Genomic DNA, 11,540 nt, shown 5'->3' on the forward strand with positions numbered 1-11,540 from the left:
CCTCGGTGGACCGGCTTTTTGCCGTGCTCCGGGACGGGCCGGGCCCTCTCCGGGCGACTTCCCGGGGGCGGCGGGCGCTCTAGCGGAAGCGCCAGCCATGGTCCACGGGACCGATTCCCGCGCCCAGCGCGAATCCCGCGGCGATCGCCCCGGTGACGTACTCCTTGGCCGCGTGGACGGCCTCCGGGACGGTCATGCCCTGTGCCAGACCCGAGGCCACGGCGGAAGCGAGCGTGCAGCCCGTGCCGTGGGTGTGGCGGTTGTCGTGGCGGGGTGCGCGAAGCCAGTGTTCCTCGCCGCCGTCCGTGAGCAGGTCCACGGCGTCACCGGCCAAGTGCCCGCCCTTGATCAGCGCCCACCGGGGCCCGAATCCGAGGACGGCGTCCGCCGCCCGGCGCATGCCGGCCTCGTCGCGGACCTCGATGCCGGTCAGCTGGGCCACCTCGTCCAGGTTGGGCGTGGCCACGGTCGCGGCCGGCAGCAGCTTCGTCCGCACCGAGTCGAGCGCGGAGGCGGCCAGCAGCGGGTCACCGTGCTTGGAGACGCCCACCGGGTCGACGACCACGGGCGCGTCCGTGCCGGCCACCAGCTCCGCCACGGTCTCGACCAGCTCGGCGGAGGACAGCATCCCGGTCTTCACGGCCTGTACGCCGATGTCGTCGACGACGCTCCGGTACTGGGCACGCACCGCCTCGACGGGCAGCTCCCACGCACCCTGGACGCCCAGCGAGTTCTGGGCGGTGATCGCGGTCAGCACGCTCATGCCGTGCACACCGAGGGCCAGCATGGTCTTGAGGTCGGCCTGGATGCCCGCACCGCCGCCGGAGTCGGACCCGGCGACGGTGAGCACGCGAGGGGGTATGTCCATACCCGGAAATCTACTTGCCGTCCTCGATGCCCCCGAAGTGGTCCCAGCCGCCCTTGCTCGTCCACGGTGCCCCGTCGACGGTCACCTGGGGCAGCGCCGACGGGTTGAGCACCTCGCCGATGACCTTCCAGCGGGCGGGCAGCTTCACGTCCGGCGGGAAGGTGGCGACGATCGCGTGGTCCTCTCCCCCGGTCAGCACCCACTGCAGCGGGTCGACGCCGACGGCCTGGCCGATGTCGCTCATCTGCGAGGGGATGTCGATGAGACCCGACCGCAGATCGATCCGGACCTTGCTCGCCTCCGCGATGTGCCCGAGGTCGGCGACCAGTCCGTCGCTGATGTCGCACATCGCGGTGGCGCCGAGCCCGGCGGCCGCGGGGCCCGCGTGGTACGGCGGCTCCGGTCTGCGGTGCGCCTCGACGAAGGCCCGCGGGGAGCGGAAACCCCGTGACAGGACGGCGTGCCCGGCCGCGGACCAGCCCAACCATCCGGTGTAGGCGACGACATCGCCGGACTGCGCACCCGCGCGGGTCACCGGTTCGTGGTTGCGCAGGTCGCCGAGTGCCGTGATCGCGATGGTGATGGTCTCGCCGCGGACGACATCGCCGCCGACGACGGCCGCGCCGGCGACCTGGCACTCGTCGCGGATGCCGTCCATGAGCTCGGTGGCCCAGGTGACGGGAAGTTCGGCGGGGACGACCAGCCCGAGGAGCAGCGCGGTCGGCACGGCGCCCATGGCGGCGATGTCCGCCAGGTTCTGCGCGGCGGCCTTGCGTCCCACGTCGTAGGCGGTGGACCAGTCGCGGCGGAAGTGCCGCCCTTCGAGCAGGATGTCCGTGCTGGCCACGACCCGTCGGTCGGGTGCGGCCACGACCGCGGCGTCGTCGCCGGGCCCGAGCCGCACCGCGGGGGTGGTGGTGAGCTTGGCGGTGAGTTCCTTGATGAGACCGAACTCCCCCAACTCGCCCACAGTTCCCTTCACCGAGTCACCTCTCCTTGTCGTGGACGCCGCGCGTGATTTTTGCGGTCGCGAGCTGCCACTGCTGTCGGTACCGTCAAGAGATACGTCAACTTCTGTTCGCCGTACGCCACGCTGCGGGCGCCGTCCGCCGCGAGGGTCTCCCCGTGGCCCGCGACGACGCGATACCGTGGCGACCCCTCTCCCTGGGATCTCCCCACCGACGGTAGGGGACATGATCCTCGTGCCGCCCTGGAGGCTCCGTGGTACAGGCGTACATCCTCATTCAGACCGAGGTGGGCAAGGCGTCGACCGTCGCCGAGACCATCGGAAAGATTCCCGGTGTGATCCAGGCCGAGGATGTGACCGGCCCGTACGACGTGATCGTGCGCGCGCAGGCCGACACCGTCGACGACCTGGGTCGCATGGTGGTCGCCAAGGTCCAGCAAGTGGACGGCATCACCCGCACCCTGACCTGCCCGGTCGTGCACATCTAGCCCCCGTCTACCCTTGGCCGGTGACGTCTTTCGGCCGCCGGTCCCTGATCCTGTCCGCAGCCGCCGTGCTGGTGGCCGCCGCGGGCTGCTCCTCCACCGACGCGTCGGCATCGATCACGGTTCCCAGCCCCCCGGCCGAGGAAGCGGCCCTGTGCCGTGCGCTGGACGGGGAGCTGCCGGACTCGGTCGACGGGCACGACCGCGACGACCCCGAGCCGTCGTCCGAACTCACCGCCGGCTGGGGCGATGCCGCGATCGTACTGCGCTGCGGTGTGGCCCGGCCGGTGGGGATGAGTGATCCGCAGGGCCAGGGCGTCGAGGTGGACGGCGTCAACTGGCTGCTGGAGGAGCGGGACGACGGTCCCCGCTTCACCACCACGTACCGCGAGACGTATGTGGAGGTCACGCTCGGCAGCCGGTACATGCACGACATCGGCCCGCTCACGGAGCTGGCCGGGCCCGTCAAGAAGACGGTCCCGGCCACGCTTTGACCTGCGGGTCCTACCGAAGCCCCGTCGAGCGGGTCAGGGCGGCCTGGATCAGCCGGTCCACCAGTTCGGTGTAGGCGACGCCGCTCTCCTGCCACATCCGCGGGTACATGGAGATCGGCGTGAAGCCCGGCATGGTGTTGATCTCGTTGATGACGAACTCGCCGTCCTCCGTGAGGAAGAAGTCCGCGCGGACCAGGCCCTCGCACGACGCGGCGTCGAACGCCGCGACCGCCAGCCGCTGCACCTCGGCGGTCTGCTCGCCGGTGAGGGGGGCGGGGACCAGACCCGCCGCCGAGTCGATGTACTTGGCCTCGAAGTCGTAGAAGTCGTGGGCCGTCACCGGCGGGATCTCTGCCGGGACGCTGGCGCGCGGGCCGTCCTCGAACTCGAGCACGCCGCACTCGATCTCCCGGCCGCGCAGCAGCGACTCCACCAGGAACTTGGGGTCGTGGCGCTGCGCCTCGGCGATCGCGTCGTCCAGGCCCGCGAGCCCGTCGACCTTGGTGATTCCCATCGAGGAGCCGCCACGGGCGGGCTTGATGAACAGCGGCCAGCCGTGCTCGCCCGCGAAGTCCACGATCTTCTTACGGGCGGCCGCCGGGTCGTTCGCCCACTCGCGCGGCCGGATCACCTCGTAGGGGCCGACGGGCAGGCCGAAGGAGACGAAGACCCGCTTCATGTACTCCTTGTCCTGGCCGACGGCCGAGGCGAGCACGCCGGAGCCGACGTACGGGACGCCGGAGAGTTCGAGCAGGCCCTGGAGCGTGCCGTCCTCGCCGTACGGGCCGTGCAGCATCGGGAAGACGACGTCGACCTCGCCGAGCGCCTTGGGCACGGAGCCGGGCTCGCTGTAGACGACCTCACGGCTGCCGGGGTCGACGGAGAGCACCACGCCGCCCTCGTCGGACTCGGCCAGCTCCTCGACGTTCGGCGTCCTGCGGTCGGTGATCGCCATCCGGTCCGGCTCGTCGGCGGTGAGCGCCCACCGGCCGTCGGCGGTGATGCCGATCGGCAGGACGTCGTACTTGGTGCGGTCGATGGCCCGCAGCACCGCGCCCGCGGTGACCACGGAGATCCCGTGTTCGGAGCTGCGGCCGCCGAAGACGACGGCTACGCGCGGCTTGCGGAGCTGCTGCTCGGGGCTCTGGGGGAGGTTCTCGGTGCTCATATCGCGATGAGACTACCCGCTGGTTCGAACGACGTCAGCGTCGCTCGGGCTTGGCGGCGCGGGACATCAACTCCTTGAGAGCAACGACCGGCGGCTTCCCCTCGTGGACGATGCCGACGACCGTTTCCGTGATCGGCATGTCCACTCCGTGCCGGCGGGCCAGGTCCAGCACCGACTCGCAGGACTTGACGCCCTCCGCGGTCTGCTTGGTGACCGCGATGGTCTCCTGGAGCGTCATCCCGCGGCCCAGGTTGGTGCCGAAGGTGTGGTTGCGGGACAGCGGCGACGAGCAGGTCGCCACCAGGTCGCCGAGGCCCGCGAGGCCGGAGAACGTCAGTGGGTCGGCACCCATGGCGAGGCCCAGCCGTGTGGTCTCCGCGAGACCGCGGGTGATCAGGGAGCCCTTGGCGTTGTCGCCGAGTCCCATGCCGTCGGCGATGCCGACGGCGAGGCCGATGACGTTCTTGACCGCGCCGCCCAGTTCGCAGCCCACCACGTCGGTGTTGGTGTACGGGCGGAAGTAGGGGGTGTGGCAGGCCGCCTGAAGACGCTGCGCGACGGCCTCGTCACGGCAGGCGACCACGGCGGCGGCGGGCCGGCGCTGGGCGATCTCCTTGGCGAGGTTGGGACCGGTGACCACGGCGACGCGGTCGGCCGGCACGTGCGCGACCTCCTCGACGACCTCGCTCATCCGCTTGGCGGTGCCGAGTTCGACGCCCTTCATCAGGGAGACGAGCACGGTGTCGGCGGGCAGTTTCGGCGCCCACGCGGCGAGATTGCCGCGCAGGGTCTGGGACGGGACGGCGAGGACGGTGAAGTCGGCCTCGTGCAGCGCCTCCGCCGGGTCCGTGGTGGCCCGCAGCTTCTCGGGAAGCTCGATCCCCGGCAGGTAGTCGGGGTTGGTGCGGGTGGTGTTGACGGCGTCGACGAGGTTCGCGCGGCGTCCCCACAGGGTCACCTCGCAGCCGGCGTCGGCCAGCACCATGCCGAACGCCGTGCCCCACGAGCCCGTTCCGAAGACGGCGGCCTTGACCGGCTTTGTCACTTCGCTTCCTCCCCGGCGGCCTTGCGGCGCTGCTCCGCGCGGACTTCGCGCAGATCGAACGGCTTCTCCGGCGCCTTCTCGCCGCGCAGCTCCTCGAGCTGCTCCGTGACGGCGGCCATGATGGCCTCGGTCGCGGCCCTGAGGACTTCCGGTGTGGGATCCAGGTCGTAGAAGCGCGAGAGGTCGACCGGCGGGCCGGCCTGCACCTGGAGCGTCTTGCGCGGGAAGAGCCGTACCTTGTCCTCCTTGGCGTACGGCGGCATCGCCAAGTTGGCGCCCCACTGGGCGACCGGGATGACCGGCGCCTTCGTCTGCAGGGCGGCCCGCGCCACACCCGTCTTGGCGGTCATCGGCCACATCATGGGGTCCCGGGTGAGCGTGCCCTCCGGGTAGAAGGCGACGCACTCGCCGCGCTCGACGGCGTCGACAGCGGCACGGAAGGCACCGACGGCGTCGGAGGACTCGCGGTAGACGGGAATCTGCCGGGTGCCCCGCAGCAGGACCCCGACGACAGGCGTCTTGAACAGCGCGGCCTTGGCCAGGAACCGCGGGACCCGTCCGGTGTTGTACTGGAAGTGCCCGTACGAGAACATGTCGAGGTACGAGTTGTGGTTGATGGCAGTGATGAATCCGCCCTCGACCGGAATGTGTTCCGTTCCCCGCCAGTCCCGCTTGAACAGAAGCAACAGCGGCGGCTTTGCGATGACCGCGGCCAGGCGGTACCAGAAGCCGATTCTACGGCGGGACACTCGGACACCTTCCTCTTACGACCGGGCTATTGCCTGGCTGCTGGGGGTCAAGTGTCGCCCCAGGCCTCTGGTCTGTCGAGAACACGGTACGCCCCGACCGCGCCCCCTCCCCTCGGGGCCTTGTGAGATCCGGGCGACAATGGGCGCGATGCGCATGGACCAAGAGTTCGCCACGGACGCGGAGCCGGTCCCCGCACCTGCCCGCCTCTGGTCCCTGGTCGTACCCCTGAAGCCGCTGGCCCTGGCCAAGAGCCGGCTGGCGGGAGCGGCGGACGACAGGCTGCGGCCGCGTCTCGCCCTCGCGTTCGCCCAGGACACCGTGGCGGCCGCGCTGGCCTGCCCTGCCGTACGGGATGTGGCGGTCGTCACGGACGATCCGACCGCCGCCGCCGGGCTCGCGGCGCTGGGGGCGAGGATCGTGCCGGACTCCCCGGCCGCGGGCCTCAACGCGGCGCTGGCGCACGGCGCCGAAGTGGTGCGCGCCGCGCATCCCTCCGCGGCGGTCGCAGCGCTCAACGCCGACCTGCCCGCATTGCGTACCGCCGAATTGGCGAGGGCACTGGCAGCGGCTTCGGTATTTACCCGGGCATTTCTGACGGATGCGGCCGGAATCGGCACGACTTTGCTCTCCGCCCTGCCGGGCGCGGAATTGCGCCCCGCTTTCGGCGGCCCTTCACGCCTTGCGCATTTGGCTTCCGGTGCCACGGAAATCATGTCCGGCGGTCTTGATTCCGTGCGCCAGGACGTGGACACCGGCGAGGATCTGGCGGCCGCGCTCGCGCTGGGCGTGGGCCGGTACACCGCGGAACGCCTGGCCGGCGGCGCTCCCGTCGTACCGAGGAAGCGCGCCGGTCAGGGGCACTAGGCTGGCGGCCATGCAGGCGACCTCGTACACCTACGACCCCGAGACCCGCAGCGGCAGTGTGCTGCTGGACGACGGCACCCCCGTGGACTTCGACGCGGCGGCCTTCGACGCGGGCGGCCTTCGGCTGCTGCGGCCGGGGCAGCGGGTGCGGATCGAGACCGAGGGCGAGGGCGAGAGCCGCCGCGTCACGCTGGTGACGCTGTACACGTTCTGAGAGCGCCGCGGACACGTTCCGAAGGGACGCCCCGGGACCGCACGCCGCGGGCCGGTCTCCCAGCGGGAGACCGGCCCGGCGCGTGAGTGGCTGTGCGGCGCTCGGCCGCTTGTGCTGGTGTCGCGCCCTCGGCGCTACTTGTTCCTCGAGGTCGTCTTCTTGGCGGTGGTCTTGCGCGCCGTGGCCTTCTTGGCCGGCGCCTTCTTGGCCGTGGCCTTCTTGGCCGGGGCCGTCTTCTTCGCCGTGGCCTTCTTGGCGGTGGTCTTCGCCGGGGTCGCCTTCTTCGCGGCGGCCGTGGTCTTCTTGGCGGTGGTCTTGGCCGTCGTCTTCTTCGCTGCCGGGGTCGTCTTCTTGGCGGCGGTCTTCTTGGCGCCCGTGGTCGTCTTCTTCGCCGCGGTCCTCTTCGCGGCGGCCTTCTTGGCCGCGGCCTTGGAGATGGTGGGCGGCGGGCCGGAGAGGCTGCCCTTGGGGGCCTTCTTGACCGCGACCTCGCCTCCCTTGGGGAGCTTCTTCGAGCCGCTGACCAGGTCCTTGAAGCCCTGCCCTGCGCGGAAGCGGGGCACGGACGTCTTCTTGACCCGGACACGCTCGCCGGTCTGCGGGTTGCGAGCGTAGCGAGCGGGGCGGTCGACCTTCTCGAACGAGCCGAAGCCGGTGACCGAGACCCGGTCTCCGGCGACCGTTGCGCGGACGATCGCGTCAAGCACCGCGTCGACGGCGTCAGCGGCCTGCTGACGCCCGCCGAGCTTGTCGGCAATCGCTTCTACGAGCTGCGCCTTGTTCACGTCTTCCCCTTCGGAGACATTTGGCCGGAACGATCGCGTCCTGGCTTTTTCGCACGTTAGGCAGATATATACCGCAAATCAAACACGAAACGGGCTAATCACCCTAGTGCCGCAACGAAGTCGACCTCGGCGGAGTTCTGAGGTCAGCCGCCTTCGGGGAATCGCCCCTCTTCCAGGTCCTTCATCAACCGGTCCAGACGCGTTGCCGCGCCGGGGAGATCGTGCTTCGCCGCTGCCGTGATGACCAGCAGCTTCCGGGAAAGCGCCATCCTTACGCCCTCCGGGACTTGCAGTTCGCGCACCGTGGTGTGCGCTTCCTTCAACCGGGCCGCGACCGCCTCGTAGAGCTCGAGTTGGCTGTCGCGTTCCATGCACCGATTGTGCCATCTGGGGCGAGTTGTCGCCCCATGGGGCCTCAACAAACGACTGCGCCCCCCGCCTTCAGGCGAGGGGCGCAGTTCGGGAAAACCGCTGCTCAGGCGTCAATTGTCCGGGGCTTGAAGGACGGCCGGCCCGCCTCGTACGCCGCGATGTCCGCTTCGTTCTGAAGGGTGAGGCTGATGTCGTCGAGTCCGTTCAGCAGTCGCCAGCGGGCGTTCTCGTCGAGCTCGAAGTCCGCGGTGATTCCGGGCGCGAGGACCTGTCGCTTCTCGAGGTCGACGGTGATCTCGGCCGTCGGGTCGGCCTCCGTCAGCTCCCACAGCGCGTCCACGACGGACTGCTCGAGGACCACGGTCAGCAGGCCGTTCTTCAGGGAGTTGCCGCGGAAGATGTCGGCGAAGCGGGAGGAGATCACGGCCTTGAAGCCGTAGTTCTGGAGGGCCCAGACGGCGTGCTCGCGCGACGATCCGGTGCCGAAGTCGGGTCCGGCGACGAGAACCGAGGCGCCGTTGCGCTCGGGGCGGTTGAGGACGAACTCGGGGTCCTTGCGCCAGGCCTCGAACAGCCCGTCCTCGAAGCCGTCGCGGGTGACCTTCTTCAGCCAGTGGGCCGGGATGATCTGGTCGGTGTCGACGTTGCTGCGGCGCAGCGGGACGGCCCGGCCGGTGTGCGTGGTGAAAGCTTCCATGGTGTTCAGACTCCGGCGGGCGCAGGGGTTTCGGACAGGTCGGCGGGCGAGGCGAGGTGGCCGAGAACCGCGGTGGCTGCGGCGACCTGCGGGGAGACCAGGTGCGTGCGGCCGCCCTTGCCCTGCCTGCCCTCGAAGTTGCGGTTGGAGGTGGAGGCGGAACGCTCGCCGGGCGCGAGTTGGTCCGGGTTCATGCCGAGGCACATGGAGCAGCCGGCGTGCCGCCATTCGGCCCCGGCCTCCTTGAAGACCTTGTCCAGACCCTCTTCCACGGCCTGCAGCGCGACGCGGACCGAGCCGGGGACGACCAGCATCCGTACGCCGTCCGCGACTTTGCGGCCGTCCAGGATCGCGGCGGCGTTGCGCAGGTCCTCGATGCGTCCGTTGGTGCAGGAGCCTACGAAGACGGTGTCGACGTTGATGTCGCGCAGCGGCTGTCCGGCGGTCAACCCCATGTATTCCAGAGCCTTTTCGGCGGCCAGGCGCTCCGACGCGTCCTCGTACGAAGCAGGGTCGGGGACATGTCCCGACAGCGGCGCGCCCTGGCCGGGGTTGGTGCCCCAGGTGACGAACGGGGCGAGTTCGGCGGCGTCGATGAAGACCTCCGCGTCGAACACCGCGTCGTCGTCGGTGCGCAGCGTCTTCCAGTACTCGACCGCGGCGTCCCAGTCGGCTCCCCGGGGCGCGTGGTCGCGGCCCTGGAGGTAGTCGAAGGTGGTGCGGTCGGGGGCGATCATGCCCGCGCGGGCGCCGGCCTCGATCGACATGTTGCAGATGGTCATCCGGGCTTCCATCGACAGCTTCTCGATGGCGGAGCCGCGGTATTCGAGGACATAGCCCTGGCCGCCGCCGGTACCGATCTTCGCGATGATGGCGAGGATCAGGTCCTTGGCCGTGACACCGTCGGGCAGCTCGCCCTCGACGGTGATGGCCATGGTCTTGGGGCGGGACATAGGTAGCGTCTGGGTGGCCAGCACGTGCTCGACCTGGGAGGTGCCGATACCGAAGGCCAGCGCGCCGAACGCGCCGTGCGTGGAGGTGTGCGAGTCACCGCAGACCACGGTGGTGCCGGGCTGGGTCAGACCCAGCTGAGGGCCGACGACGTGCACGACGCCCTGCTCGACATCGCCCAGCGGGTGCAGCCGTACGCCGAACTCGGCGCAGTTCTTGCGCAGGGTCTCCAGCTGGACGCGGGAGACCGGGTCGGCGATCGGCTTGTCGATGTCGAGGGTCGGGGTGTTGTGGTCCTCGGTCGCGATGGTGAGGTCGAGGCGGCGCACCTGCCGGCCGTTCTTCCGCAGACCGTCGAAGGCCTGGGGGCTGGTCACCTCGTGCAGCAGATGCAGATCGATGAAGAGGAGGTCGGGCTCGCCCTCGGCGCGCCGGACGACATGGTCGTCCCAGACCTTCTCCGCGAGTGTCCTACCCATCGCTTTCCCTCCGGCCGGCTGTGCCGCCGACGCATCTAGAGATCTTGTGCAGTGCCCGTTGGTCCGCGGGCCGCCACTACAGCGTGGCAAGTTCCGGAGAAAATTGAACTTGCGTTTCACAGAGTGAGACGCGAGTATCGTTGCATGGACAACTCTAGCGGCGTCGGCGTCCTCGACAAGGCGGCCCTTGTCTTGAGCGCCCTGGAGTCCGGTCCGGCCACCCTCGCGGGGCTGGTCGCGGCCACGGGACTCGCACGACCTACAGCACATCGCCTGGCAGTGGCACTGGAGCACCACCGTATGGTGGCGCGTGACATGCAGGGCCGCTTCATCCTCGGCCCGAGGCTGGCGGAGCTCGCCGCCGCGGCGGGCGAGGACCGGCTGCTGGCCACGGCCGGGCCGGTACTCACACACCTGCGTGACGTGACCGGCGAGAGCGCGCAGCTCTATCGCCGGCAGGGAGACATGCGGATCTGCGTCGCGGCGGCCGAGCGGCTGTCCGGACTGCGGGACACCGTGCCCGTCGGCTCCACGCTCACGATGAAGGCCGGCTCCTCGGCCCAGATCCTGATGGCCTGGGAGGAGCCGGAGCGCCTTCACCGCGGGCTCCAGGGCGCGCGCTTCACGGCGACCGCCCTGTCCGGCGTCCGGCGCCGTGGCTGGGCACAGTCGATCGGCGAGCGCGAGCCGGGCGTGGCATCCGTGTCCGCGCCCGTGCGGGGCCCCTCCAACCGCGTGGTGGCCGCCGTCTCGGTCTCCGGACCGATCGAGCGCCTGACCCGCCACCCGGGCCGTATGCACGCCCAGGCGGTCATCGACGCCGCGGCCCGCCTGAGCGAGGCGCTGCGCCGCAACGGCTGATCCCACATTTCGTACGTCCACGTCCGGCCGGCCCCTTCAACGCCGCAGGGGTCGGCCGGAGGTGTTCCCGGGCCCGTACAGGTGCAGCATGGAAGTACCTGCGAGCGACGGAGGTGCTGGAGCGATGACCGAGTTCATGGACGTACACCGCGGGATGAAGGGCATCACGAGTGATCAGCTGATGGAGGCGCACCGCGCGGACCTCGCGATCGAGGGCGAGGAGGGCGTGCACTTCAAGAAGGCGTGGGCGGACCCGGAGACGGGCACCGTGTACTGCCTGTCCGAGGGCCCCTCCGCGGACGCCGTGCAGCGCATCCACGAGCGCACGGGCCACCCCGCCGACGAGATCCACCCGGTGCCTCTCGCTGTGTGAAGCCGGTCCCCGAGGCTCCTGCTGCCCCGGCGGCGGGAGCCTCTTGCTGTGCCCTCGCGCCGAACTCGTCCCGGGCGCACGGGAGATGGAGCGGGTCCGGGATCCGCAGCATCCACCGGGAGAGGCGTTGCCGGAAACGCCGCAGGGGCCTTCCGACTGCTCGGAAG

At 70.4% G+C, this 11,540-nt stretch carries 15 protein-coding genes; 6 read left to right on the plus strand and 9 right to left on the minus strand.

Annotated features, from left to right (window positions below):
* Nucleotides 1-79 precede the first annotated feature (79 nt).
* Together thiD and ACWGH4_RS21115 are read right to left on the minus strand one after the other, a co-directional pair.
* The gene (thiD, locus tag ACWGH4_RS21110) at nt 80-868 is read right to left on the minus strand and encodes a bifunctional hydroxymethylpyrimidine kinase/phosphomethylpyrimidine kinase (RefSeq protein ID WP_453463064.1); all 789 of its coding nucleotides are present in this window, start codon (nt 866-868) and stop codon (nt 80-82) included.
* Nucleotides 869-878: 10 nt separating this feature from the next.
* Entirely contained in the window at nt 879-1,850 is a 972-nt protein-coding gene (locus tag ACWGH4_RS21115; RefSeq protein ID WP_441266440.1) for a thiamine-phosphate kinase, read from the minus strand.
* 239 nt (nt 1,851-2,089) lie between these two features.
* Here ACWGH4_RS21115 and ACWGH4_RS21120 point away from each other — a divergent pair, with 239 nt between their 5' ends.
* Entirely contained in the window at nt 2,090-2,323 is a 234-nt protein-coding gene (locus tag ACWGH4_RS21120; protein WP_159686611.1) for an Lrp/AsnC family transcriptional regulator, read from the plus strand.
* 20 nt (nt 2,324-2,343) lie between these two features.
* Complete coding sequence (locus ACWGH4_RS21125) at nt 2,344-2,814, plus strand: DUF3515 domain-containing protein (protein ID WP_453463067.1); 471 nt, start codon at nt 2,344-2,346, stop codon at nt 2,812-2,814.
* Nucleotides 2,815-2,824: 10 nt separating this feature from the next.
* Here ACWGH4_RS21125 and ACWGH4_RS21130 read toward each other — a convergent pair whose 3' ends face one another.
* From ACWGH4_RS21130 to ACWGH4_RS21140, 3 genes are read right to left on the minus strand one after another with little or no spacing between them, the layout of a single operon-like run.
* Nucleotides 2,825-3,982 carry a D-alanine--D-alanine ligase family protein gene (locus ACWGH4_RS21130; protein ID WP_453463070.1) on the minus strand — a complete coding sequence of 386 codons (1,158 nt, stop codon included), beginning with the start codon at nt 3,980-3,982 and terminating at the stop codon, nt 2,825-2,827.
* Between the two features lie 34 nt (nt 3,983-4,016).
* The gene (locus tag ACWGH4_RS21135) at nt 4,017-5,027 is read right to left on the minus strand and encodes an NAD(P)H-dependent glycerol-3-phosphate dehydrogenase (protein ID WP_189473395.1); all 1,011 of its coding nucleotides are present in this window, start codon (nt 5,025-5,027) and stop codon (nt 4,017-4,019) included.
* Nucleotides 5,024-5,776, minus strand: coding sequence for a lysophospholipid acyltransferase family protein (locus ACWGH4_RS21140; RefSeq protein ID WP_453463073.1), 753 nt, complete (start codon nt 5,774-5,776; stop codon nt 5,024-5,026). Before ACWGH4_RS21140 ends, ACWGH4_RS21135 begins: the two co-directional genes overlap by 4 nt.
* 148 nt (nt 5,777-5,924) lie before the next feature.
* On the opposite strand from ACWGH4_RS21140, the gene cofC reads away from it, so the two are divergent.
* Complete coding sequence (gene cofC, locus ACWGH4_RS21145; protein ID WP_453463075.1) at nt 5,925-6,641, plus strand: 2-phospho-L-lactate guanylyltransferase; 717 nt, start codon at nt 5,925-5,927, stop codon at nt 6,639-6,641.
* 10 nt (nt 6,642-6,651) lie between these two features.
* Entirely contained in the window at nt 6,652-6,855 is a 204-nt protein-coding gene (locus ACWGH4_RS21150) for a hypothetical protein (protein WP_053556895.1), read from the plus strand.
* Between the two features lie 134 nt (nt 6,856-6,989).
* Here ACWGH4_RS21150 and ACWGH4_RS21155 read toward each other — a convergent pair whose 3' ends face one another.
* The 4 genes from ACWGH4_RS21155 to leuC all read right to left on the minus strand — a co-directional run bounded on the left by ACWGH4_RS21155 (nt 6,990) and on the right by leuC (nt 10,139).
* Nucleotides 6,990-7,640: an HU family DNA-binding protein gene (locus ACWGH4_RS21155; protein ID WP_453463077.1), complete on the minus strand. Its 651-nt coding sequence runs from the start codon at nt 7,638-7,640 to the stop codon at nt 6,990-6,992.
* A gap of 143 nt (nt 7,641-7,783) precedes the next feature.
* Nucleotides 7,784-8,011 (minus strand): SCO5555 family protein, encoded by a 228-nt coding sequence (locus ACWGH4_RS21160; protein ID WP_005311433.1) that lies wholly within the window; start codon nt 8,009-8,011, stop codon nt 7,784-7,786.
* Between the two features lie 104 nt (nt 8,012-8,115).
* Entirely contained in the window at nt 8,116-8,709 is a 594-nt protein-coding gene (gene leuD, locus ACWGH4_RS21165; RefSeq protein WP_441266446.1) for a 3-isopropylmalate dehydratase small subunit, read from the minus strand.
* A gap of 5 nt (nt 8,710-8,714) precedes the next feature.
* On the minus strand, nt 8,715-10,139 hold the full coding sequence (gene leuC, locus ACWGH4_RS21170) for a 3-isopropylmalate dehydratase large subunit (protein ID WP_441266447.1): 1,425 nt from the start codon (nt 10,137-10,139) through the stop codon (nt 8,715-8,717).
* A 144-nt stretch (nt 10,140-10,283) separates the two neighbouring features.
* Between leuC and ndgR the strand changes: the two genes are divergently transcribed.
* Complete coding sequence (gene ndgR / locus ACWGH4_RS21175; protein WP_005311436.1) at nt 10,284-11,000, plus strand: IclR family transcriptional regulator NdgR; 717 nt, start codon at nt 10,284-10,286, stop codon at nt 10,998-11,000.
* Nucleotides 11,001-11,124: 124 nt separating this feature from the next.
* On the plus strand, nt 11,125-11,373 hold the full coding sequence (locus ACWGH4_RS21180; RefSeq protein ID WP_453463082.1) for an SCO4226 family nickel-binding protein: 249 nt from the start codon (nt 11,125-11,127) through the stop codon (nt 11,371-11,373).
* The last annotated feature ends 167 nt before the right edge of the window (nt 11,374-11,540 follow it).

The organism is Streptomyces sp. NPDC054847, from assembly GCF_053610925.1.